We start from the raw sequence: 23,382 nt of genomic DNA, 5'->3' as shown, positions 1-23,382 counted from the left end.
ATCAGAAGGATCTGCCATGAAAGCTGCCCTCACGATTTCCCTGCTCCTCGCCGCCCTCGCAGCAGCCCCAGCCACGCACGCCGCGACACCGACCATCGCGCCGCCAGGCACCGCCACGCTGGAAGCGCTGCTGGCCTGCAAGGCTGGCTCGAACTTCAGTGCGGCCGACGCCATCGATGCGCTGCAGGCGGCCGGCCTGGCCAAGAAACCGGGCGGTACCTTCGAGCCGGAGGACAAGCCGGTCGCGCTGTTTGGCGGCACGGTAACCAGTGCCGATGTAAACGTGGCCGAGGGCGAGAAGAGCATCTTCGTGTACTTGAACGGTGTCGACTCGCAGCGCCTGGCCAAGTCCTGGTCGGTGACCACGGTCAACGAGCACGCCAACACCGAAGAGCCGTCGTATGTGAAGCGCATTGACAAGCGCCACACCCTGCACGTGATCGCCGGCGACGACTACGAAGGTTATTCGGCGGCGGTGAAGTGCCAGATCACTCCGTAACGGCGCAGGTCTATAGCCAGCGCCGCACGCGTTGGCGGAAGCCTGCATAGGCCTCGGGAAAGCGGGCCGACAGTGCCCGCTCTTCCGGCACGATCTGCAAGCGGGTGATGTACAGCACGAACAGTGGCACAGCCAGCAACGCGGCCAGATTCTGCAGGTACAGCATCGCTCCGGCCAGGACGGTCGCCTGGCCCAGATACATCGGATTGCGCGTGTAGCGATACACCCCGTGCGTGACCAGCGCGCTCGACGCCGACGGGCGCAGCGGGTTAACCGTGGTACGCGCACGCTGGAAAGCCAGCTTCGGCAGCAGGTTCAGCACCAGGCCGATGGCCATCACCCCGCCCGCCAGCAGCGCCGGCATCGACAATGACAACACTGTGCCCGGCCACAGGCGGCTGGCCAGGTAACCGGCAGCGGCACACAGCAGCATCACCAGCGGTGGTGGAATACGGGTCTCAAGCCACCGCATCGCAGTCCCTGCCTCACCCCATTCACCCCAGTGTCACACGGAAATGCCTGAATCGCCCGGAAGGCGGTGCTTTGGCCAGACAAACCGACCGCTCGGTATCTTCCGCTTTGACAGGCCTGTCGTTAGAGTGTCGCCACCGCGCAGGAGGATCGTATGGCAACCACGGGCTTGGGCTTCATCGGTCGCACGACCCTCATCATCACCGTGCTGCTCACCCTCGGTGGCTGCGCGACGCTGCGCCAGTTCGGACCGTCGGTGCAGGTGGCCTCGGTCACGCCCGGCCAGTACATCGCGCTCAAGCGCGGTGACATCCTCACCACCGGCAAGCTCAGCTCGGCAACTACGGAAACCCTGCGCGTGGCCGGCCTCGACGAAGGCGTCTGCGCCAAGCCTGGCCTACCCTGCATCGAAGCGATGGAAGCCACCATCCTGGTGCGCGAGGAGGACAAGCGCTCGAGCCTGGCCGAGTTGTGGCTGCAGTACGCCATGACCCTGCCCGCACCGAAACGCGAGTACTCCGCCTCGGGCCGGGCCAAGACCACCATCACCGAACTGGACGCCGACTTCCAGCCGCGCCTGGATGCCTGGATGCAGGTCGCGCGGCAGGCTTACGGGTATCTGTTCTTCACCGAGCGCACCGCCAACCAGCGTGGCTTCGAAGATCGCCAGACCCAGGTGCGTGACTATTACAACCTGGCCGTGCAGGAAGCCTCGGTGCAGCTGTACAACGCCTATGCCACCGGCCGCGTGCACAGTGAAGCCAGCCATTTCCAGCTCGGCCGCTGGACCTTTGTGCTGGCCCCATCAGGCGAAGCTTCGCCACTGGACACGCGTACCCCCACCGAGCTGGTGCCCGCCGCGTCACTGTCGTTCACCGGCACGCTGCGCAGCGTGCACCGCCGCGATGGCTTCGGCGCGGAGCTGGTGGCGGTGATGGATGATCCAGCCAATGCCAGTGCGACGCCAACTACGACCTCTACTTCTACCGTGGCGACGGCAGCGACGCCACGCAGTTGGAGCGAGATGCCCTCGCCGTCGATGACAGTGCTGCTGCGCTTCTCCGGAAAGAACCTGTGGGAAGTGCTGCACGACGACGAGCCGGAACTGGAGATCCACGATCCCTACCAGGTCACCGAAGTCACCCTGCACGGACAGGAAGTGCCGCTGGCGGCGAACTTCACCGCTGGCTACGCACTGTGGCTGGCGCGCTCGAACTTCAGCCACCAGTCGCTGCGCTCGCTGTTCGGCGGCAAGGGCGGCATCGATACGCCGCATCTGTACATGATGCAACCGTATGATCCGAACCGTCGCGTGCTGCTGATGATCCACGGTTTGGCCAGCAGCCCGGAAGCCTGGGTCAACGTCGCCAACGAGCTGATGCGCGACGAGGAGATCCGCCAGGATTTCCAGATCTGGCAGTTCTACTACCCGACCAACATGCCGATCGCGATGAGCCACGATGCGATGCGTCATACGCTGGCCGAGGTCTTCCAGCACTTCGACCCCAGCGGCAAGGCGCAGGCCTCGCATGACATGGTGCTGGTCGGGCACAGCATGGGCGGCGTGATTGCGCGACTGATGATCTCCTCTTCAGGCGACCACCTGGTCGATACCCTGCTGGCCACCGCACAGATGACGCCGGCACAGCAGGAACTGCTGCGCACCAAGGGCGCGCCGGTGCTGACCTTCCTGCCGGAACCGGAAGTATCGCGCGTGGTGTTCATCGCCACGCCGCACCGCGGCACCGATGTGGCGAGCACCCGCCTGGGCCGCTGGATCGGCCGCCTGGTGCGCTTGCCGCTGACCGTACTGGAAGACGTGGCCACCATCGCCAACGACGGCAAGATCGATCGCAACGACGGCAAGCACGGCTACCAGATGAACAGCATCCAGAATCTGGACAAGGACGATCCCTTCGTACGCGCCGTGGCCGACCTGCCAATGGCGCCGAAGGTGCACTACCACTCGATCATCGCCCGCGCCAAGGCCGACGGCCCGCTGGAGAAGACTGACGATGGGCTGGTGCCGTACTGGAGCTCGCACCTGCCACATGCGGTTTCGGAAAAGGTGATCGTGTCCGGGCACAGCGTGCAGGAGGCAACCCCGGCAATCGTCGAATTGCGGCGGATCCTGCACGAGGACATGCAGGAGCACGGTGCCGCGGCGAACTAGCGCTACCGGGACGCCACCACGGCGTGTGGGCCGCCCTCATTTCAACAGGACAAGGCAACGGAATGCATATCAAGGACATCATCGGCCTGATCGGCCTGCGCGGTTCCGATCCGGCGCTGGCCGCCTGGTTCGCGCAGCACGGACTGGCATCTCCACCTGCCACGATCACCGCCAACCAGGGCCAGAAGTCGGCCAGGGACAAGGCACATGGCATGGAGTACCACTTTGCATTCGACATCATCCATGATCGCTTCTACCCACCGCGGGAGGCCAAGCGCGGGAGCTGGGCGAGCCATCTGAAGTCGGTCACCCTGTATTCCCATCGGCCGCGGAACGCTCCTGCCGTGCCCGCAGGATTCTGGAGTGGATACGTCGGACCGGAGGCATCGCTTCAGGATTGCCTGGACGGGTTCGACGGCCAGATGCAGGACTTCGGTGACACGGCCTACTTTGAGAAAGTGCTCGCTGACGATGTGCAGATGAAGCTCTGGTTCGATCAGCGCCGCCAGCACGTGCAGGAGCTGCAGATCAATCTGGTCGAGGACCGCCAGTTCATCGGCCATCACGATTTCGACCCGGACAACGAACACAACACGTTCAAGCAGGCCTCGACCCTGCTGGTGCGCTGGCTGTTCGAACGCGGGCATCTGAAGCTCACCGATGCCCTCCGGGCCGCGGGACCGGGTGAGGACCATGAAGCCATCCTCCATTTCACCAAGCAGCGCCTCCACAATCACATCTGGAAGAGCCAGGTGCAGGATGACCCTTCCCTGCATGCTGTGCTGGCACATTCGCAGACCACGCGCCCGCTGATCCTCAAGGACGGTACCCGGTTGGCGCTGTATGCGCCGTGGATGCTGCTGAAGGCCGCTGATTGCTGGGACGCTCACCAGGCGCTGTACAGCGACGACGCCCTGCCGGACTGGAGCGAACGCCTGACGGCCTTCGAACGCTCGGTGACGTTGGATGCGGCGCAGCAGCAGGCGTTCCTGTCCGCGCTGGATGATGCCTACCGCTGCGTGAAGTCGGCGCAGGGGGCCGCCTGAGGCCTGCGCGCCGCCACGGGAGCCCGCGGCGCTTGAGGGAATTCCCTCATCGCGCGTGCGCAGCGGCCCTTCTATGCTGGCCACACATTCCCGCAGGAGGTCCGCATGAACACGCAAGAGCCCAGCCGCCAGCCCAGCCCTGATCCGGCCGAGCGCGACGCCTTCTTCCCTTCCCCGTACTCGCTGTCGCAGTTCACTTCGGCGAAGAGTGACCTGTCCGGCGCCGACTACCCGGATGCGCGCCGCGATGGCCGCTGGAAGGTGCTGATGATCACCGCCGACGAGCGCTATCTGCCGACCGCCAACGGCCATCTTTTCTCCACCGGCAACCACCCGGTGGAAACCCTGCTGCCGATGTACCACCTCGACAAAGCCGGCTTCGACATCGATGTAGCCACGCTTTCGGGCAACGCCGCCAAGTTCGAGTGGTGGGCATTCCCGCGCGAGGACAAGGAGATCGGCGGACTGTATGAGCGCTATGAAGAACGCTTCCGCCAGCCGCTGCAGCTGGACGACGTGGTGGCCGGCCTCGGTCCCGATTCGGACTACGCAGCGGTATTCATCCCCGGTGGCCATGGCGCGTTGATCGGCCTGCCGGAAAGCCGCGCGGTGAAGGCCACCCTGCAGTGGGCGATGGCCCAGCAACGCCACATCATCACCCTCTGCCACGGACCTGCTGCGTTGCTGGCCGCGGGCGTCGACGAAGCCGATGGCGGCTCGCTGTTCCGTGGCTATCGTATCTGTGCCTTCCCCGATGCAATGGACCGGCAGACACCCGACATCGGCTACATGCCGGGGCAGCTGCAGTGGTTCTTCGGTGAACGGCTGGCGCAGCAGGGCGTGCAGATCGTCAACAAGGGTATCGATGGCAGCGTCCTGCAGGACCGCCTGCTACTGACCGGCGACAGCCCGCTGGCCGGCAACGCGCTGGGCAAGCTGGCTGCACGCACCCTGCTCGACACTCTGGCCGGGCGCTGATCCCGATGGCCGAGCTGGTGCAGGCGCTGCTGGGGCTTGAACGCGCCGACTCGTTGACCGAGGTAGGCGCAATACTGCGCAGTGTCGCCGCACCGCTTGGCTACGACCGTGTGCTGGTGTTCGCCACCGGCACCGGGCTGGAGCGCGACGCGCAGCGCGTGTACTGGATAGAGGGCGACTGGCTCGGCGATGGCAGCGATACCGACCTCGCCCGCTACCTGCATGCCTGCCCGGTCAACCGCCACGTGCTGGACAGTGATGCGCCGTTCTTCTGGAGCAAGCGCCAGGGTGCGCGCGGCGAGCGCTACCAGGTGGTGAAGCAGCCACGTGGCGATGGCCTGCACGGTCTGCAGGTGCCGGTGTTCGGCACCACGGGTCTGGAGGGGGCGATCAGCTTCGCCGGGGCCGCGGTCGATGCATCCGCACGCGCGCGCCTACTGCTGGAGGCTGTTGCGACCGCAGCATTCCGCACGGCGCGACGATTGGCCGAAGCCCCCGCCGAACTGCCAGTCGGCGCACTGAGCGCGCGCGAACGCGAAGTGCTGCGTTGGGTTGCCGCGGGCCGGCGCCAAGCAGAGATCGCCGCCACGCTGGGGTTGTCTGCACGCACCGTGGAAAACCACCTGCGGCGCGCGCGCCAGCGCCTGGGCGTGGCGACCACCGCGCAGGCGGTACGCGCTGCCAGCCGTCGCGGCGAGATCGAGGACTGATCCTGGCAAGGCACTTCCTGCGGTGGGGTTCACGTGTTACACACGCCATGCGCATGTGCGCGATTGCAGAAAGCAAGGATGATGCTTATGAAACTGCAACTGGCCGCGATGGCCGCTCTGGTAGTGGCAACTGCGACCCTGGCCCCGGTGGCGGACGCCCGTCCCGGTGGAGGCGGCCCAGAGAACACGAACTGCGTTCCAGTGAAGATGGGGCCCTACTACCATCAGCGCTGTGAAGTAACGTACTTCGACGAGAACGGCGAACCTTACGTCCGCGTGTACTGGATTGACCAGAATGGCCAGTGGTACCTCCCGGCCGACTGAGCGACTGTATGTCCAATTCACCGGGTGGGCGTCCATCGCCCGCCCGGTCTGCACGGCTGCAGCTGCGGGCTTCAAGCGCGACGCGGCGTCAGCGTGCCGATGAAATCGACGGGAATCGCGAACCCTTCCAGCTGCATCCACGGGGCCGGCTGATCCTGTACCTGCAGCTCGAAATCACGCGTCACCAGCGCACAGAACAACAGCAGCTGTGCATGGCCGACCGCGCTGCCGATGCACGCACGCGAAGAAAAACCGAACGGGACGTAGGCCCCCTTGTTCGGCTGCCGGCGCTCGGGCAACCAGCGGTCCGGATCGAAGCTGTCAGGCGACTGCCAGTAGTCCGGCGAATGGTGCTGGAAGTACGACGACAACTCATAGGCACCTCCCTTGCGGATGCAGACCCCGTCAATATCGATGTCATGCGACGCCGGGCGATGCAGGGCGAACAGCCCAGGCCACAGTCGCAACGTTTCCTTCACGAATCGCGATGTGCACGGCAACGACTTGATCGGCAGCGCATACAGTTCGTCCAGGCTGAGCGCCGAGGTTTCCTCGCGGATCCGTGCATGCCACTGCGGGAAGCGATGCATGGCATACAGCAGGCTGGCGGCGGTGATGCCCGGCAACCCCGACATGCCAGCCAGTACCATGGACACCAGGTAAGCCACGCGATCCACACCCACCCGCTGTACCAACGGCAGCAGGGATTGCAGGAAATCCTCGCGCGGCTGCGTCTCGCGTGACCGGCGGCGGATATGGCGTGACACCGTGCGAGCCGCGCGGCGGGAAAGGTGGAAATCAATGACGCGCCGCCAGAACGAGAAGTTCTGCAGCACGATCGCGTTGTAGCGGGTCTTCTGCTCGCCGATGAGCGCATCGACATCGGATCGGCTGAGGCCGTCGATCAGCAATGGCAGCAACGACTGCGAGATCGTCCACCAGCTCAGCGCGCTCAGGTCGTGCGGGCGGCCTGCGCGCTCGGTGAGGAAACCCTGCATTCGTGCATACAGTGAACGCATGTGCGCAGGACTGGCCAGGCGCCCGGCCTGTTCGCTCAACAACGCACGCACCTCGCGCCATGCAACCGGATCCTTTGAACCGCGCAGGCCAAGAAAATCGATCAACGAATCCGGCACGGTATGCTGGTCGGTATTGGCCTTGTCGATCTTTACCGCCAATGCCGGGTCGAAGATGCCAACCACATCATTCTGGAACCGCAGTACCGGTCCTTCGCGCCGCACCCGCTCAAGCAGGTCGTTGATGGACACGACTTCCGCATCCGCTGCACGCTCATCCATGCCCCGCTCCTGAGGCCAGGGATGGCCACCGGCCATCCCTGGCGATGTGTCATCGAATACGTGGAGTCCTTCCGCTCAGAAGATGTTCCAGTAGCGGTACTTGGAACGGATGCACTGCGTGGAATTGTCCGAACGCAGGTTCAGCGATACCTGAAGAGCGCGAATCAATCGTGTCATGGCACAGCTCCTTGTCGATCCATTGTGGGTTGCTGTTGCGGGTGCCGGAATCAACGGCCCGGCAGCGCCGTTCTAGCACGCGAACCCGCGCAGGCAGGTCAATACGCCGTCAACGTTGACCTGAATACGCTGGGGACAGCCAGCGGATACCGCCAGTGCGGGCACAACCGGGAACCGGCAATCCATGCGATGCTCCGTGAAACCGTTTTCATGGAATGGAGGGATTCCACGATGTTGTTGCGTTTCCATCGCCCTGCGCTGTGTGCGCTGCTGGCACTAGCTCTGCCTGCCGTCGCCTGGGCTGCCACACCTGCGCCACTGAAAGTGATGTCGTTCAATGTCCGCACCCCGGCCGATACCGAGCCCGGCAAACGCTGGCCCGACCGCCGTGATGCGATGGTCAAGGTCATCCTCGATGCACACCCGGCAGTGATCGGCACCCAGGAGCTGGTGAAGGAACAGGCCGACTACCTGTCCGAGCACCTGCCCGGCTACCGCTGGTTCGGCGAAGGCCGCCGTGGTGGCAGCGGCGACGAGCACATGGGCGTGTTCTACGACAGCAAGGTGCTGACCATCGAGGAGTCAGGCAACTTCTGGCTGTCCGATACGCCCGACGTGCCCGGCAGCATCAGCTGGGGCAACCTGTATCCGCGCATGGTCACCTGGGCCGTATTCCGGCGCCTTGATGATGACCGTCGTTTCTACTTCATGGACACCCACCTGCCCTACCGCGACGAAGATGAGCCGCGCCGGGTCAAGGGTGCCGAACTGATCGGCAAACGCCTGGCATCGCTGCCGGCCGACCTGCCGGTGGTGCTGACCGGAGACTTCAACAGCGAGCCCGGCGGGGATACCTACAAAGCGTTCTCCCGCGTGCTGCAGGACACCCGTCCCCAGGTGAAGGCGCCGCAGGGCCCACGCCTGACCTTCCATGACTTCACCGGCAAGGCCACCTCACAGCTGGATTGGGTGCTGGTGCGTGGTTTCCATGCGCGCAGCTTCCTCACCGATGACCGGCGCATCGACGGCGTACTGCCATCCGATCATTTCCCGCTGGTGGTCGAGCTGGACTGGCCAGCGCGCTGAACCCGCGCGGCAGCCGCAGCTACGGTGGCGGCTGCCGCGACAACAACCGATACAACGCCTGATGCTGGTTGCGTGCCTGGCAGATGCGCGCGCCGATCGCCAGGAACACGGCAACTCCGATCAGGCCAAGGCCCAGCATCTGATCGGGCAAGCGCAGGAACCCGATCGCAGCGGCCGTCGTCGCCAGTACCAGCAACACCACGACCGCTACCGACAGCCCGGCGCCAGGCGGCCCCGGATCGCCGAACAACATCCGCCGGGTATCCCGTTTACCGTCGACCATCACCTGTCCTCCCAAGAGCCTGCCCCACTAGTTACACGGCGGACACGGCTTTCGGCAGAGTCAGAAACGTCACGACTGTGACCAGGTGCACGGCTGCACCGTGCCAGCCCATCGCCGGCCCTGAAGAAGAAAGGGACGGAAGCCTGCGCGTCCGTCCCCTCCCCTTTACTGCACCTGCGCCACACTCGGCTGTTGAGGTGATTGGCCCCAACCGCCCAGCGCCTTGTACACACCCACTACGCTGACATTGACCTCGGCTTCGGCCGCGGCCAACGCATCATCAGCGGACAGCTGGGTGCGCTGTGCATCGAGCAGGGTCAGGAAGTCCTCCGAACCCTCGCGGTAGCGGATCTGCGCCAGCGACTCGGCACGCCGTGCCGCCTGCGCCTGCTCGACCACGATGGCCAGGCGCGCCTGCTGCTTGGAGTAGCGGGTCAGCGCGTTCTCGGTGTCTTCCAGTGCCAGCAGCACGGCCTGTTCGTATTGCGCGGCGACACCTTCAGCCTCGGCCTTGCTGGCACGCAGGCGTGCACGCACGGTGCCGAAGTCGAACGCCGCCCAGCTCAACGACGGGGTCAGCGACCAGGCTTTGTTGTTGCCGTTGACCAGCCCGCTGGCGTCACCGCCGAGGAAGCCGACGAAACCGGACAGCGACAGCCGCGGGAACAGATCGGCAGTGGCCACGCCCACACGTGCGGTCGCCGCCGCCAGGCGACGCTCGGCCACGCGCACGTCGGCACGCTGGCGCAGCAGCTCACGGGTATCACCCAGCGGCAACGCCTTGGCATAGGCCGGCACTTCGTGCGGTGCCAGCATCGCGGTCAGCGTCTCCGGACGTTGGCCCAGCAGCACCGCCAGTCGGTTGCGCGACTGCGTCTCGGCCACTTCCAGCAGCGGAATGTCGGCCTCGATCGCCTTCAGCCGTGCACGGCTGCTCTGCACGTCCAGCTCGCTGCCGGCGCCCAGTTCCCAGCGCGCCTCGGTCAGCTTCTGCGTTTCGCGCAGATTGACGAGAGTGTGCTGGGCCACGGCGATGCGCTTCTGCGTGCCGCGCAGTTCGAAGTAGTTGCGAGCCACTTCGGCGGCGACCAGCACCTGTGCGTCGGCCAGGTTGGCCTGCTCGGCATCGAGGTCGGCACGCGCGGCTTCTGCAGCACGGCGCTTGCGGCCGAACAGATCCAGCTCCCAGCCCGCATCGAAGCCGAGCTGGTAGCTTTCACTGAACACCCGCTGCCCACCCAGCTGCGGATCGGGTTGCTTGCGGCGATCGTAGCTGCCGCCTGCGGTAACATGCGGCGCCTGGTCGAAGCGGCTCTCGACGAACACCGCACGGGCCTGGCTGACGCGGGCCACGGCCACGCGCAGGTCCAGGTTGTCCGACAGTGCGCCATGCACCAGCTCTTCCAGCACCGGATCATCGAACTGCGCCCACCAGCTGGCCACCGGCGAGGTGGTGCTGAATACCGGCTGCTGCGCACCCTGCAGCACCACCGGTTCCTGCACCGGCGCCTTGTAGTTCGGGCCGACGCTGACACAACCTGCCAGCACCAGGCTGGAGACGGCCATCGCCAACGTGCGGATCACCATGGCAGCACCTCACCCAGGTAAGTGAAGCTGCCGTTCGGACCTTCATGGCCGATCAGTGCCATCTGCACGCTGGAGCGCGCGCCTTCGCTGATCTCGATCTCGCCGTGGCCGCCGTTCATATCGGTTTTCACGTAACCCGGATGCACGGTATTGACCTTGATCTGGGTGCTGCGCAGTTCATGGGCCAGCGCCAGCGTCCAGCTGTTTACCGCTGCCTTGGAGGCGTTGTACGCGGGGATCTTGAAATCGTAGATGCCCGAGGTCGGATCAGCGTGCAGGGTCTGCGAGCCGAGCATGCTCGATACGTTGACGATGCGCCCGGACTTGGCCTGCCTGACCAGCGGCAGGAAGGCCTGGGTCACCGCGACCAGTGCGTACACGTTGGTGTCGAAGGTGCGCTTCCAGGTATCCAGCGACTGTTCGGACGGCGCCTGTGCCGGGTTCTCGATCATGATGCCGGCGTTGTTGACCAGGATGTCCAGGCGCCCGTGGCGCTGGCGTACCTGCTCGACCGCTTCGGCGATGCTGGCCGCGTCGGTCACGTCCAGCTGGATGGCTTCCACCGGCAGGCCCTCGGCCTGCAGCTTCAGTGCCTGCTCGACAGCGGTCTCGCGCTTGCGGCCGGCCAGCAGCGTGTGCACGCCGGCCTGGGCCAGCTGGCGCACGGTCTCGGCGCCGATGCCGCGGGTAGCGCCGGTAACCAGCGCGATCTTGTTCTGATGGGAGTTCATGGATTCATGCCTTGTGAGGGGGAAGCCGCCGCCGGCCAGTGACCGGCGGCGACGGGGTTCCATGTCAGTGATGGATGGTCGGCTCGCCGTGCTGCACCAGCTTGCCACCACCATTGCGGGTGACGAACTTGCGCAGGGCCACGTAGAAGACCGGCGTCAGGAACAGGCCGAACAGGGTCACGCCCAGCATGCCGGCGAACACGGTGATACCGGTCACCGAGCGCACTTCAGCGCCCGCACCATGCGACAGCACCAGCGGCACCGTGCCGGCAATGAACGCGATGGAGGTCATCACGATCGGGCGCAGACGCAGGCGGCAGGCTTCCAGTGCCGATTCAACGATGCCCTTGCCGCCCATCTCCAGCTCTCTGGCGAATTCGACGATCAGGATCGCGTTCTTGCACGCCAGGCCCATCAACACCACCAGGCCGACCTGCACGAACACGTTGTTGTCACCGCCGGTCAGCCACACGCCGAACAGCGCGGACAACAGGGTCATCGGCACGATCAGGATCACCGCCAGCGGCAGCGACCAGCTCTCGTACAGCGCGGCCAGCACCAGGAAGGCCAGCATGATCGCCACCGGGAACACGATGAAGGCCGCCTTGCCCTGGGTCGCCTGCTGATAGCTCAAGTCGGTCCATTCGGTGGTCATGCCTACCGGCAGCACCTTGCCGGCGATCTCGGTCAGCTTGTTCATCGCCTCGGCCGAAGACAGCAGGCGCGGGTCGGCTTCACCGGCCAGGTCCGCCGCCGGGTAGCCGTTGAAGCGCAGCACCGGGTCCGGGCCGAAGGTCTGCTTGATGGTGACCATCGAACCGATCGGCACCATCTCGCCACGGTCGTTGCGGGTACGCAGCTTGCCAATGTCCTCGACGCTCTCGCGGAACGGGCCGTCGGCCTGGGCGATCACCTGCCAGGTACGACCGAACTGGTTGAAGTCGTTGACGTAGGCCGAACCGAGATAGGTCTGCAGCGTGTCGAACAGCTCGGTGAGCTGCACGCCCTGCGCCTTGGCCTTGACGCGGTCCACTTCAGCATCCAGCTGCGGCACGTTGGCCTGGTAACTGCTGATCGGGAAGGCCATGCCCGGGGTCTGCGCGACGGTACCCTGCATCGCCTGCACAGCGTTCTGCAGCGCGCCGTAACCCAGGTTGCCACGGTCCTCGATGAACATCTGGTAGCCGTTGCCGTTGCCCAGGCCGAGGATCGGCGGCGGCATCATCGCGAACGCGAAGCCCTCCTGCAGGCCGGCGATCTTCTGGTTGATCTCGGCATTGATCTGCGCGGCGGTACGGCCATGACGCTCGGCGAACGGCTTGAGCGGAATGAATGCCACACCGGTATTCGGGGTATTGGTGAACTGCAGCGCGTTCAGGCCCGGGAACGAAATGGTGTGGGCCACGCCATCGGTTTCCTGGGCGATCTTGGCAACCTTGCGCAGCATTTCATCGGTACGCGCGATCGACGAACCTTCCGGCAGCTTCACGCCCGCAATCAGGTACAGCTTGTCCTGGGTCGGGATGAAGCCCGGCGGCACCAGCTTGAAGATCACGCCGGTACCGACCAGCAGGATCGCGTAGACCACGAACACCGCACCGCGACGGCCGAGGATCTTCGACACGCCACGCTCGTACTTCTCCGAGCTGGACTTGAAGAAGCGGTTGAACGGACGGAACACCCAGCCGAACAGGCGGTCGATGATCCGGGTCGGGGCGTCCTTGGCCGCGTCATGCGGCTTCAACAGGCGCGCGGCCAGGGCCGGCGACAGGGTCAGCGAATTGATCGCCGAGATCACCGTGGAAATGGCGATGGTGACCGCGAACTGCTTGTAGAACTGGCCGGTGACACCGGACAGGAACGCCATCGGCACGAACACGGCACACAGCACCAGCGCGATCGCCACGATCGGGCCAGACACCTCACGCATGGCCTGGTGTGCCGCCGCAGTGGGCGACAGGCCTTCCTCGATGTTGCGCTCGACATTCTCCACCACCACGATCGCGTCGTCGACCACGATGCCGATCGCCAGCACCAGGCCGAACAGGCTCAGCGTATTGATCGAGAAGCCCAGCAGGTACAGCGCTGCGAAGGTACCCACCACCGACACCGGCACCGCGATCAACGGGATGATCGAGGCACGCCAGGTCTGCAGGAACAGGATCACCACCAGCACCACCAGGGCGATGGCTTCCAGCAGCGTGGAGACCACGGCCTTGATCGAGTCGCGCACGAAGATGGTGGTGTCATACACCGCTTCGTACTTCACGTCGGCCGGCATGGTCTTCTGCATCTCGTCCATCGTCGAGATGACCTGGTCACGGATCTCCAGTGCATTGGCACCCGGCGACTGGAAGATACCGATACCCACCGCGTTCTTGCCGTCCAGCTGCGAGCGCAGGGTGTAGTCACCGGCGCCCAGTTCCAGGCGGGCCACGTCGGCCAGGCGCACGATCTCGCCATCCACACCGCTCTTGAGCACGATGTCGCCGAATTCCTTCTCGGACTTGAGGCGGCCCTGGGCATTGATCAGGGTCAGGAACTGGCTGTTCGGCAGCGGTTCGGCGCCGAGCTGGCCGGCCGAGACCTGCACGTTCTGCTCGCGCATGGCGCGCACCACGTCACTGGCGGTCAGGCCGCGCGATGCGACCTTGTCCGGGTCCAGCCAGGCACGCATGGCGTAGTCGCCACCACCGAAGATCTGCGCATCACCCACGCCCGGAATACGCGCCAGCGCATCCTTGACGTGCAGGCGGGCGTAGTTGCGCAGGTACAGGGTGTCGTACTTGCCTTGCGGCGAGGTCAGGTGCACCACCATCAGGAAGGTCGGCGACTGCTTCTGCGTGGTCACGCCCTGCCGGCGCACGTCCTCGGGCAGGCGCGCCTGCGCCTGCGCCACGCGGTTCTGCACCTTCACCGCGGCCGCGTCCGGGTCGGTGCCCGGGCGGAAGGTGACGGTCATCTGCAGCACGCCGTCGGAACCGGCAACCGACTTCAGGTACATCATGCCTTCGACGCCGTTGATTGCTTCTTCAAGCGGCGTGGCAACGGTCTCGGCAATGACCTTGGGGTTGGCGCCCGGATACACCGTGCGCACCACCACCGACGGCGGCACCACTTCCGGGTACTCGCTGATCGGCAGGATGGGAATTGTGATCAGGCCTGCGGCGAAGATCACGATCGACAGCACCGCCGCGAAGATCGGCCTGTCGATGAAGAAACGGGAAAAGTCCATGGAGGAATTCCTGGAAAAGGCGTTCGGCGGGCAACAGCCACCCTGCCCCTCGCCGATATGACGAAGGCAGGGAAGGCTGCCGCTGGCGCCGGCAGCTAAGCGGGGACGCGGTTCAGTGGTTCAGTGCAGCGGTGGCATCGCGACCCGGTGCCGGCGGCGCAGCCTGCGGCTGCATCGCCACGGCCTTGGCCTGCACCGGCATGCCCGGCATGAAGACCTTCTGCACGCCGTCGATGATCACCTTGTCGCCGGCCGCCAGGCCGTGTTCGACGATGCGCAGGCCGTCGGCGGTGCGACCGAGCTGGATGTCACGGCGCTGGGCCTTGCCATCCTTGTCGACCACGTACACGTACTTGCGGTCCTGGTCGGTCAGCACCGCCTTGTCGTCGATCAGCAGGGCCTGGAACTGGCCGCTGCCGAGCAGTTGCACACGGGCGAACAGGCCCGGGGTGAACTGGCGGTCGGCATTGTCCAGCAGTGCACGGACGCGGATGGTGCCGGTGCTGCGGGCCACCTGGTTGTCGAGGAAGTCGACCTTGCCCGAATGTGGGTAGCCCTCTTCACCGGACAGGCCGACCTTCACCGGCAGATCGCTGTCACGCTCGCTCGGGCGTTCGCCCTTGCGTGCCATCTGTGCGTAGCGCAGGAAGGTGCTTTCGTCGGCATCGAAGTAGACGAACACGGTATCCAGCGACACCAGCGTGGTCAGCACGCTGGCGCTGTCGCCGGCGGTGACCAGGTTGCCGGCGGTAACCATCGCGCGGCCGGCACGGCCGTCGATCGGGGCCCGCACCTTGGTGAACTCCAGGTTGAGGCGAGCGGCATCCAGCGCCGCCTGCGCCGCCTGCACGGCCGCACCGGACTGGTCGGCCGCAGCGCGACGCTGCTCGGCCGTCTCGGTGGAAATGGCCTGCTGCTCGGACAGCCGCTTGGCACGCTCGGACTCGCTGCGGGCCAGGGTGGCCTGGGTGCGAGCGCGGGCCAGTTCGGCAGCAGCGCGGTCGTACTCGGCCTGGTAGCTGCGCGCGTCGATGGTGAAGAGCACTTCGCCCTTCTTCACTTCCTGGCCTTCGACGTAGTTGACCTTGTCGATGTAGCCGGACACGCGCGGGCGAAGTTCAACGCTCTGCACCGCCTCGACGCGGCCGCTGAACTCGTCCCACTGGCTGACCTGCTTGACCAGGACCGGCGCGGCACTGACCTGCGGCGGCGGCGGTGCGCCCGCTTCTTCGGCGTGGCCGCCGCTGCAGGCCGCAAGCACGGCTGCGGCGAGGATCGACACGCCGACCATCGCGATGCGATGGCCGAAACGATGTGGGGTGGTATTGGGGGAAGTCATGGCATGCATCCGTACGGAGGGGTGGTACAGCTAGATGAGAACGTGTTGCAAAAACGGGCGGCGTATCCTGCGACCTCAACCAAGGTCGAGGTCAAGCAACGCCTGCGGTATCGCGCCACAAAGGTGGAATTTCCAGGTGCAGCAGGCCACGCGGCAGTTCGGCATCACTGCTGTCACAACGGACGACGGCGCGGTTGTCGCGGCATCCATCCAGCAGCGAGACCACGCGGCGGCCGACCAGCAGCGAGCTCGGCCACTCGATGCAGGCATTGGCCGCGTTGGCCGGGGTACACACCGGGCTGCAGACTTCCAGCATCTGCGCGCGCACGCCGATCGCCTGCGCTTCCTGGTGCACCACCTGCGCGTACATGCGCATCGCGGCAGCCGTGATCGAGCTTTCGCCGTAACCGGCCCATGGCTTCACGGCGGCCGGGCTGCCGATCATCACGTAGCGACGTGCGTGCACGTTCTCCTGCAGCAACGGCAGCAGGTGGCGCACCGCGTGCACGTGCGGCATCAGGTCAGCCTGCAGCGCGCCGAGCAGTTCATTGCCATTGCGATCGACCACGCGGCCACGCCGGTAAGGACCGCCCATGGCCGCGATCACGGCAGCCAGCGGGCGCGGGCGCTGCGCGACGCGCTCAGCCAGCGCGCGCGCCGAACCATCGTCGCTGAGCGAGCCGAGCAGCGTTTCCAGGCCTGGCTCATCGGCGAACTGCTCATGCAGCGCCGCCAGTCGGCCCGGATCGCGGCCAACCACCAGCACCGGGCTACCGGCTTCCAACAGTGCGCCAACCACGCCCTGACCCACGGCACCGGTGCCGCCGAGAACCAGAACTTCTGGCGTCAGCATCCCATTCACGGGACATTTCCTCCCAAATCCGGGATAGTCCCAATTCGGCGCAGTCGGTCGCCCTTGTGTGGGACCAGGCGGATGGCACCGCCACGCTGCTGACGCATGGGCGCGGTAAACTCACGGAAGTCCTTGTGTACCAAGGAACTCGGGCGGACTTCAACGGTCATTGCCAGGTCCAGGGTGCTCTGGCCGGCGTTCCGGAGACGGGCAAGAATGTTGCGCAGGCTCATGGCGGACGGGCTCCAAATAACGAATGGCGCCACGATAGACCTCAAACCTTTACTTGATTAGTCCTGATTAAGGGGAATAATCATCCCGCTCCCGGTCCAATCGTTCTGTCACGATTGTCCCATCCCCGACGTCCAGGATCCCCGACCATGTCCCACGATCTCAACGAGACGCTGATCTTCGTCAAAGTGGTCGAGCAAGGCAGTTTCATTGCCGCTGCCAAATCGCTCGGCCTACCCAAGACCACGGTCAGCCGCAAGGTGCAGGAACTGGAGACGCGCCTGGGTGCGCGCCTGCTGCACCGGACCACGCGCCGCCTTGGCCTGACCGAAGCCGGCTCGATCTACCACGAACACTGCCAGCGCATCGCGCGCGAACTGGAAGAAGCCGAGAGCGCGGTCAGCCAGCTGCAGTCCGGCCCACGCGGCTGGCTGCGCTTCACCGTGCCCTACTCGATCGGCATCACCTGGATCGCACCACTACTGGGCCAGTTCCATGCGCAGTACCCGGAGATCCGCCTCGACATGCATATGGGCAACGAGAAGCTGGACCTGATTGCCGGCGAAGCCGATCTGGCTTTGCGCGTGGGTGCCCTGCCCGATTCCAACCTGGTGGCACGCAAGCTCGGCAGCCTGCGCACGCAGGTGTTCGCCAGCCCGGCCTACATCGAACGCTATGGTGAGCCGCTGCATCCGGAAGAGCTGCAGTTCCATCGCATCCTGGCGATGCGCAAGCCGTACCACACCGGCAACTCGCCGCGCTTCACCTGGCAGCTGGGCGAGAACGGTGGCGAGCTGCGTGACTTCCCGGTCACGCCGCTGATGACCGCCAACGACATGTCCGCGCTCAATGGTGCGCTGGTGTGTGGCGAAGGCCTGCTGCTGACCGGCGACGTGATGGCCAAGCCGTTCGTCGAATCAGGCATGGTGCGCCGCGTTCTGGCTGGCTGGACCGGGCCGGAGGTGGACTTCAATGCCGTGTTCGCCGGCGGCCGCCTGGTCTCGCCGAAGGTGCGTGCATTCGTCGACTTCCTGGTCGAGAAGCTCAACTTCGACGCGAACTACATGCTGGCCCAGTGCCCGGGCGCGAAACTGGCGCAGCAGCAGCGGGAAAAGGAAGACGCCGCGCTGGAAAGCAGCGGCAAGCGGATTCTGGAGAAGGTGGCCGCTTCGGCGGCATGACCGGACGCATCCACGCACGGCATGGATCTATCCGGCGCGCGGTGCAGCTCCATGTAGAGTCGAGCCATGCTCGACTGCTGTTGGAACGGCGCCGACCTTGGTCGGCGCCGTTCGGAGAAGCCGCAACCGGAAGCGCTATCGGCGTGCCGAGCAACGCTCGGTACCCACAAAAATGCCGCCTGCAAGGGCGGCATTTTCGTTCCGGCCGATGGCCGGACCGGCTCAAGCAATAACGCGTAGCGTTATTGCTTGAGCGGAATCACACGAATCTCGACGCGGCGGTTCTTGGCGCGGCCGGCATCGGTGCTGTTGTCGGCAATCGGGTAGGACTTGCCTGCGCCCAGGGTTTCGATGCGCACGCTCTGCACACCTTGGCCGACCAGGTACTGCGCGACCGAGTCGGCGCGTTCCTTGGACAGGCGGTTGTTCACTGCGTCACTGCCGATGCTGTCGGTGTGGCCGACCACTTCGATCATGGTCTGGTTGTAGTCACGCAGGGTACCTGCAACACCGTTGAGCGAGCCGTAGAACTGCGGCTTCAGGGTCGCCTTGCCGAAGTCGAAGGTGATGCCGTCCGGCAGGTTCAGCATGATGTTGTCGCCCTGGCGCTGCACATCGATGCCGGTGTTGGCGGTGCGCTCGCGCAGTGCACGTTCCTGGCGGTCCTGGTACTGGCCAACGGCCGCGCCGCTGAGCGCGCCGATACCGGCGCCGATCAGCGCGTGCTGACGACGCTCCGTGGCGCTGTCACCGGTCAGCAGGCCGGCGGCCACGCCGATGGCGGTACCGATCAGCGCGTTGCGGCCGGTGCGGTTCTGCTGCTCGGTCGGGTTGCCGTACTGGTCACTCTGTACGTAGGAGCCGCCGGTGGCGCAGGCCGACAGGACGGCCGCACTCATCAGGGCCAGTGCGACGTTGCGGGTGGTGTTGCGGATCATGAGGTTCTCCTTGGTTTCCGGTCGGCCGGCGGCCTGCGGGCGCAAAGAGAATAAACAGCCCGGTGCGATGCCGGAATGATGATCGGGCACGCCGACAGGGCCGCGTTCAGCTAACTGACCGGATCGCCCAGCCCGCACTTTACCCCGCTCCCGACTGCCGGTAAGCAGCCAGCGCGGCATCGCGGCCAACCGCCAGATCCACCAGCGGCGTACGCGGATAGCCCGGGGCATGCGCCGCCAGCAGCAGCGGATGCTGCCACGGCGCGAAGCGCGCCTTCACCGGCAGCGCCGCCAGTTCGGGCACCCAGCGGCTGATGTAGCGGGCCTGCGGGTCGAACTTCTCGGCCTGGGTGACCGGGTTGAACACGCGGAAGTACGGCGCGGCATCGGCACCGGTCCCGGCCACCCATTGCCAGCCCATCGTGTTGTTGGCCAGGTCGGCATCGACCAGGGTGTCCCAGAACCAGCGTGCGCCATGCAGCCAGTGCGCGCGCAGGTGCTTGCACAGATAGCTGGCCACGATCATCCGCACCCGGTTGTGCATGTAGCCGGTGTGCCACAGCTCGCGCAGGCCAGCATCGACGATCGGTACGCCGGTGTTGCCGCGCTGCCAGTCATGCAGCTGCGCGGCACTCGGTGTGGCCCACGGGAAACGGTCAAAGCGTGGGTTGAGGTTTTCGGTGGGCGTCTTCGGGAAGTGGTGCAGCAGGTGGTAGGCGAAATCGCGCCAGCCCAACTGGCGCAGGTAGCCATCGATATCGGCATCGGTCCCGGCACTGCGCAGCCCTTCCAGCGCATGGGCGATGCGCCACGGCGCGATCTCGCCGAAATGCAGGTGCGGCGACATCCGCGAGGTGCCCACGCGATCCGGCAGGTCACGCTGCTCGCGGTAACCGCGCAACGCGCCGTCCTCGAACACGGACAACGCCTCCAGCGCACCGGCCTCGCCCGGCTGCCAGTGCTCCCAGAAGCCGATGTCCCAGTCCAGCGTGGGCGCGAGCCGCAGCTCCTCCAACCCGAGGCTGTCGACCGAATGCGCCGTCAGCGCCTTCGGTGCGGCCTGCAGCGCGGGCAGGCGCCAGTGGCTGAGCACGTTGCGCCAGTACGGCGTGAATACTTTGTACGGCTGGCCCTGCTGGGTGGCGATGTCCCACGGCTCGAACAGCAGGCTGCCATTGCAGCTCTGTGCGTCGATGCCCTGCTCGCGCAGCGTGCGCTTGATGGTGGCGTCGCGCGGCTGGGTGGCTGGCTCGTACTTGCGGTTCCAGAACACCGCCTCGGCGCCGGTCTGTTTGATCAGTGCCTGCAGCGTGGCTAGGCTGTCGCCGCTGCGCAGTACCAGCGAAGAACCGCGCGAACGCAGGTAGGCATCCAGTGCCGCCAGCGAACGGTGGCGCCACGCATCCGAGGCCGCACCGGGTACCCACTCGCCTTCCTCGTGCGGCGCGTGGATGTAGACCGGCACCACATCGTGGCCGGCATCCAGCGCGGCCTGCAGGGCCGGATTGTCCTGCAGCCGCAGATCACGGCGGAACCATACCAACGCTACCGACACATGCACCGCCTTCGTTGTGGAAGGCGGTCATGATAGCCAGCGGCGGTGAAGGCGTTGCACGCAGACCCCGTCTGCTAGTCTGCTGAGCCGCTCCTCTTTGGACCCCGCCATGGATGATCTGCACGCCTCATTCGCCCGCTTCGGGCTGCTGCGGGCCCAGCACGAAGGTGACTGGCAGGGACCGCTCCCGTTACCACCGGTGCTGGCGCGCTTCTACGCGCAGGTGGGACCGCTGGGTCATGAGATCAATTCGAAGGTGGGCAACTCCGGCATCACCATTCCGGGCCTCGATGTCTGGATACCCCCGCTGCAGCGTCTGTGGCGCCACCAAGCCGGTTACCGCTGGAACGGCGTCAGCGGCGAGCCCATCGACAGCTGGCCCTCCAACTGGCTGGTGATTGCCGATCGCGGCGCTGACCCGTTCATCCTCGACCTGGACGACGGCCGCGTGCTGTTCAGTCACCACGGTGCCGGTCTGCTGGATGCCGGCGAGATTGTTGCCGATGTACCCACCCTGATGGCGGTTCTGGCCGCGGCCGGCACCGTGTATCTGGAGGCCGGCGACGACCTCTACGACGATGATGACGATGGGGGCATCCGTGCCGTGCACGAGGAAGCCGCGGTGCAGGCCGTTGCGCAGGTGCTTGGCAACCGCCTGGATGCCGAGTGCCTGCTGGAGACACTGCGAGGCTGAATCCATGCATGGCATGGATCTACTTCTCGAAACGCTGCATCGCCTCGCTGATCAGCACACGCGCTTCGGCGGCATCGCCCCAGCCGTTGAGCTGCACCGGATTGCGCCCCGCCGGCAGGTCCTTGTAGACCCGGAAGAAGGCCTCGATGCGCTGGCGCTCGACCTCCGGCAGATCCTTCAGGTCACGGATGTTGGCGTAGGTCGGGTCGACCTTGTCGGTGGGAACACCGATGATCTTCTCGTCATGCTCGCCGCCGTCGATCATCTTCAGGTAGCCGATCGGCCGGAAGCGCACGATCACGCCCGGATGCAGTGGCTCGCGGGTCAACACCAGCGCATCCAGCGGATCGTTGTCGCCGGCCAAGGTGCGCGGCATCGAACCGTAGTTGGCCGGATAGGCCACCGGCATCGACTGGAAGCGGTCTACGTGTACCAAACCGTCTTCCTTGATTTCGTACTTGGTGAAGCTGCCAGCGGGGATCTCCACCGCCAGGTTCACCTCCTGCGGGGCCTGCTTCGGCTGCGCGACCAGGAACGGATGCAGCACCGCGTCGGCGGCGGCAACCGCACCGGCCAGAAGCAGCAGTGCGCCGGCGATGGCGGCCATCGGGACGATACGGCGTGTCGTCATGGCGTTTCCTCTCACTCCCAACAACGGTCTGCGCGACCTTTGGCAGTCTGCGCACGGGGGCATTCACGCGAAGTGATGCGGCCCTCGCGCTGCTCCAGCCGCTGCTTGCCACCCTTGGCATCACGACGCAGCTCGAACGCGTCGTACAGGCGACCGGTCACCGTGCGTGCCTCGTAACGCAATTGCTGCGGGTCGATGCGCAGCACCTGGAACAGCTGGGTGTCTTCGGCCACCGGATCCATCGTCCTGCGTGCTTCGTCGGAAAGGCGGTACTGCTTGGGCCCGGCCACGGTCACCACGTACTGCGGCGTGGCAGCCTGCCCTTCTCCACGGCGGCCGTAGGTGTGATCGTGGCCCTGCAGCACCAGGTCCACGTTGTGGCGACGCACCACCGGCAACAGCACATCACGCAGCGCCGCGTTCTCGCGGCCCTCGCGCGGTGAGTAGAACGGCTGGTGCAGCAGCACGATGGTCCATGGCTGCGGATTGCCGGTCAGCACCCTGTCCAGCCACTGCGCCTGTGCCTTGGCCGTGCCAAGGTCGAGTGCCGAAGTACCATCAACCACGGCCACGCGCACGCCCTGCGCATCGAACCAGTAGCTGGTCTGCTGCGCGGCGGTGGTGCCATTGCCCGGCAGCGCGAACGTCACCGGCCAATGCTTGCCCAGCACGCGGCGCTCCTGCGGGGTGTCCTCGAATTCCTCGAAGTACTCATGGTTGCCGATCGCCGGCGCCACCAGGGTTTCCTGCGCCAGCCAGCTGGTAGCAGCAAACCACTCGCCCCACTCGCTGTCATCCATGTTGTCGCCGCCGCTGACCAGGTCACCGGCGAACAGGCTCATGCGTGCCTCCGGCGCGGCCTTCTGCGCGGCCCGGAGCACGCGGCTGACATGGCTGACGTTCTTGTTCTGGGTGTCTCCGAAGTACAACAGCGTCAACGGCTGGTCGGCGGCGGCCAGCGTACGCAGCTGGTTCCAGGCGCTCCAGCTGCCATTGCCCTGCACGCGGTAGACATACTGGGTATCCGGCTGCAGGCCGCTGATGTCCGCGCGATGATGATGCGACAGCCCGTTCTCGGTCTGCAGCGCGCGGGTCGTCGCACGCACCTGGCGGATGTCCTCGATGGCCGGCGAATCACCTGCCACGGCAATCTCCAGCAGCGGCGCCTGCACGCTGCCATCGGTACGCCATGCCACGGCAAAGCCATGGCTGGGATCGGCCGCGGGCGATGCCACGATGCGGTCCGGCACCGTGGATGCTGCGTAGTAGCGGCTGCCCGCCGGCACCTGGGTATTCGGCTCGACCGCAGCAGGTGACAGCGACGGCAACACCAGCAGCAGGCCGAGCGCCAATGAACGCATC

22 protein-coding genes are annotated in these 23,382 nt (G+C 65.7%); 9 read left to right on the top strand and 13 right to left on the bottom strand.

From position 1 onward, the window contains the following. Positions 1-16: 16 nt before the first annotated feature. The gene (locus SMAL_RS08140; RefSeq protein WP_012510739.1) at positions 17-499 is read left to right on the top strand and encodes a hypothetical protein; all 483 of its coding nucleotides are present in this window, start codon (positions 17-19) and stop codon (positions 497-499) included. 10 nt (positions 500-509) lie between these two features. Here SMAL_RS08140 and SMAL_RS08135 read toward each other — a convergent pair whose 3' ends face one another. Then, complete coding sequence (locus SMAL_RS08135) at positions 510-971, bottom strand: methyltransferase family protein (protein WP_004153220.1); 462 nt, start codon at positions 969-971, stop codon at positions 510-512. A 153-nt stretch (positions 972-1,124) separates the two neighbouring features. Here SMAL_RS08135 and SMAL_RS08130 point away from each other — a divergent pair, with 153 nt between their 5' ends. The 5 genes from SMAL_RS08130 to SMAL_RS08110 all read left to right on the top strand — a co-directional run bounded on the left by SMAL_RS08130 (position 1,125) and on the right by SMAL_RS08110 (position 6,201). After that, complete coding sequence (locus SMAL_RS08130) at positions 1,125-3,143, top strand: esterase/lipase family protein (RefSeq protein ID WP_012510738.1); 2,019 nt, start codon at positions 1,125-1,127, stop codon at positions 3,141-3,143. A gap of 62 nt (positions 3,144-3,205) precedes the next feature. After that, a complete protein-coding gene (locus tag SMAL_RS08125; protein WP_012510737.1) occupies positions 3,206-4,189 on the top strand; it encodes a hypothetical protein in 984 nt (327 codons plus the stop codon). 105 nt (positions 4,190-4,294) lie between these two features. Further along, positions 4,295-5,167, top strand: coding sequence for a glyoxalase III HchA (gene hchA / locus SMAL_RS08120; RefSeq protein WP_012510736.1), 873 nt, complete (start codon positions 4,295-4,297; stop codon positions 5,165-5,167). Between the two features lie 5 nt (positions 5,168-5,172). Then, entirely contained in the window at positions 5,173-5,877 is a 705-nt protein-coding gene (locus tag SMAL_RS08115; protein WP_012510735.1) for a PA1136 family autoinducer-binding transcriptional regulator, read from the top strand. Between the two features lie 87 nt (positions 5,878-5,964). Beyond that, complete coding sequence (locus SMAL_RS08110; protein ID WP_012510734.1) at positions 5,965-6,201, top strand: hypothetical protein; 237 nt, start codon at positions 5,965-5,967, stop codon at positions 6,199-6,201. A 71-nt stretch (positions 6,202-6,272) separates the two neighbouring features. Here the strand turns inward: SMAL_RS08110 and SMAL_RS08105 are convergent, their stop codons facing one another. After that, a complete protein-coding gene (locus SMAL_RS08105; RefSeq protein ID WP_012510733.1) occupies positions 6,273-7,499 on the bottom strand; it encodes a cytochrome P450 in 1,227 nt (408 codons plus the stop codon). Between the two features lie 408 nt (positions 7,500-7,907). Between SMAL_RS08105 and SMAL_RS08100 the strand changes: the two genes are divergently transcribed. Next, complete coding sequence (locus SMAL_RS08100; protein ID WP_012510732.1) at positions 7,908-8,762, top strand: endonuclease/exonuclease/phosphatase family protein; 855 nt, start codon at positions 7,908-7,910, stop codon at positions 8,760-8,762. A 19-nt stretch (positions 8,763-8,781) separates the two neighbouring features. Here the strand turns inward: SMAL_RS08100 and SMAL_RS08095 are convergent, their stop codons facing one another. The 7 genes from SMAL_RS08095 to SMAL_RS08065 all read right to left on the bottom strand — a co-directional run bounded on the left by SMAL_RS08095 (position 8,782) and on the right by SMAL_RS08065 (position 17,023). Then, positions 8,782-9,045: a hypothetical protein gene (locus SMAL_RS08095; RefSeq protein ID WP_012510731.1), complete on the bottom strand. Its 264-nt coding sequence runs from the start codon at positions 9,043-9,045 to the stop codon at positions 8,782-8,784. Between the two features lie 165 nt (positions 9,046-9,210). Next, positions 9,211-10,632, bottom strand: coding sequence for an efflux transporter outer membrane subunit (locus tag SMAL_RS08090; RefSeq protein WP_004153207.1), 1,422 nt, complete (start codon positions 10,630-10,632; stop codon positions 9,211-9,213). Further along, the gene (locus SMAL_RS08085; RefSeq protein WP_012510730.1) at positions 10,626-11,363 is read right to left on the bottom strand and encodes an SDR family oxidoreductase; all 738 of its coding nucleotides are present in this window, start codon (positions 11,361-11,363) and stop codon (positions 10,626-10,628) included. The genes SMAL_RS08090 and SMAL_RS08085 overlap by 7 nt, the downstream gene beginning before the upstream one ends. A 64-nt stretch (positions 11,364-11,427) precedes the next feature. Beyond that, positions 11,428-14,598, bottom strand: coding sequence for an efflux RND transporter permease subunit (locus SMAL_RS08080; protein ID WP_012510729.1), 3,171 nt, complete (start codon positions 14,596-14,598; stop codon positions 11,428-11,430). Positions 14,599-14,710: 112 nt separating this feature from the next. Then, positions 14,711-15,937: an efflux RND transporter periplasmic adaptor subunit gene (locus tag SMAL_RS08075; RefSeq protein WP_012510728.1), complete on the bottom strand. Its 1,227-nt coding sequence runs from the start codon at positions 15,935-15,937 to the stop codon at positions 14,711-14,713. Between the two features lie 91 nt (positions 15,938-16,028). Then, on the bottom strand, positions 16,029-16,799 hold the full coding sequence (locus SMAL_RS08070) for an SDR family NAD(P)-dependent oxidoreductase (protein WP_012510727.1): 771 nt from the start codon (positions 16,797-16,799) through the stop codon (positions 16,029-16,031). Next, positions 16,796-17,023: a hypothetical protein gene (locus tag SMAL_RS08065; RefSeq protein ID WP_012510726.1), complete on the bottom strand. Its 228-nt coding sequence runs from the start codon at positions 17,021-17,023 to the stop codon at positions 16,796-16,798. Before SMAL_RS08065 ends, SMAL_RS08070 begins: the two co-directional genes overlap by 4 nt. A 147-nt stretch (positions 17,024-17,170) precedes the next feature. Between SMAL_RS08065 and SMAL_RS08060 the strand changes: the two genes are divergently transcribed. Beyond that, on the top strand, positions 17,171-18,202 hold the full coding sequence (locus tag SMAL_RS08060) for a LysR family transcriptional regulator (protein WP_012510725.1): 1,032 nt from the start codon (positions 17,171-17,173) through the stop codon (positions 18,200-18,202). 242 nt (positions 18,203-18,444) lie between these two features. On the opposite strand, the gene SMAL_RS08055 is transcribed toward SMAL_RS08060, so the two are convergent. Together SMAL_RS08055 and SMAL_RS08050 are read right to left on the bottom strand one after the other, a co-directional pair. Beyond that, a complete protein-coding gene (locus tag SMAL_RS08055) occupies positions 18,445-19,140 on the bottom strand; it encodes a YiaD family glycine zipper/OmpA-like lipoprotein (RefSeq protein ID WP_012510724.1) in 696 nt (231 codons plus the stop codon). A gap of 139 nt (positions 19,141-19,279) precedes the next feature. After that, positions 19,280-20,695, bottom strand: coding sequence for a cryptochrome/photolyase family protein (locus SMAL_RS08050; protein WP_012510723.1), 1,416 nt, complete (start codon positions 20,693-20,695; stop codon positions 19,280-19,282). 109 nt (positions 20,696-20,804) lie between these two features. Here SMAL_RS08050 and SMAL_RS08045 point away from each other — a divergent pair, with 109 nt between their 5' ends. Beyond that, positions 20,805-21,389, top strand: coding sequence for a hypothetical protein (locus tag SMAL_RS08045; RefSeq protein WP_012510722.1), 585 nt, complete (start codon positions 20,805-20,807; stop codon positions 21,387-21,389). Between the two features lie 19 nt (positions 21,390-21,408). Here SMAL_RS08045 and SMAL_RS08040 read toward each other — a convergent pair whose 3' ends face one another. Then, positions 21,409-22,020 (bottom strand): inorganic diphosphatase, encoded by a 612-nt coding sequence (locus SMAL_RS08040; RefSeq protein ID WP_004153188.1) that lies wholly within the window; start codon positions 22,018-22,020, stop codon positions 21,409-21,411. An 11-nt stretch (positions 22,021-22,031) separates the two neighbouring features. Continuing rightward, positions 22,032-23,381, bottom strand: coding sequence for a purple acid phosphatase family protein (locus SMAL_RS08035; protein WP_232054061.1), 1,350 nt, complete (start codon positions 23,379-23,381; stop codon positions 22,032-22,034). Position 23,382: the final 1 nt, after the last annotated feature.

The sequence above is a fragment of the Stenotrophomonas maltophilia R551-3 genome, from assembly GCF_000020665.1.
GTDB classification, from domain to species: Bacteria; Pseudomonadota; Gammaproteobacteria; order Xanthomonadales; family Xanthomonadaceae; genus Stenotrophomonas; species Stenotrophomonas maltophilia_L.
Note: the sequence above shows the minus strand (reverse complement) of the source record. Positions and strands in the feature narration are given on the sequence as shown.